Here is a 584-nt window from a genome sequence, read left to right as displayed (position 1 = left end):
TCCGACCTGAAAGCGCACACCACCATGTTGCAGGTGGATGCACCGTATTCTGACGGACGGATGTTCTTTCGCAGTGATTTCGTCAATATGAACGTCGGCAGTTTTTCCGCCGACGCTGAGGGTAAATGGGATAACAACTGGGGCACCTGTACGTTGCAGGACTGTAGCGGCAACCGCAGCCAGTCGGATTCCGGCGCCAGCGTGGCGGTCGGCTGGCGAAATGACGTCTGGAGCTGGGATATCGGCACCACACCGATGGGCTTCAACGTGGTGGATGTGGTCGGCGGCATCAGTTACAGCGATAATATCGGGCCGCTTGGTTACACCGTTAACGCCCATCGGCGCCCCATCTCCAGTTCGTTACTGGCCTTTGGCGGGCAGAAAGACTCTCCGGGCAATACCGGGAAAAAATGGGGCGGTGTGCGTGCCGATGGCGTGGGGCTGAGTCTGAGCTACGATAAAGGTGAAGCGAACGGCGTCTGGGCATCCCTTAGCGGCGACCAGTTAACCGGCAAAAATGTCGAAGATAACTGGCGCGTGCGCTGGATGACGGGCTATTACTATAAGGTCATCAACCAGAATAA

General features: G+C 56.8%; 1 protein-coding gene. It reads left to right on the top strand.

Translation table 11 applies throughout. The features are described from left to right. The coding region (locus FC814_RS22555) for a cellulose synthase subunit BcsC-related outer membrane protein (RefSeq protein ID WP_170967963.1) at positions 1 to 584 on the top strand (584 nt) is incomplete at both ends.

Origin of the sequence: Escherichia sp. MR (assembly GCF_005280595.1) — a bacterium.
In the GTDB taxonomy this organism is placed as follows: Bacteria; Pseudomonadota; Gammaproteobacteria; order Enterobacterales; family Enterobacteriaceae; genus Escherichia; species Escherichia ruysiae.
This window is presented reverse-complemented; position numbering and strand designations above follow the sequence as displayed.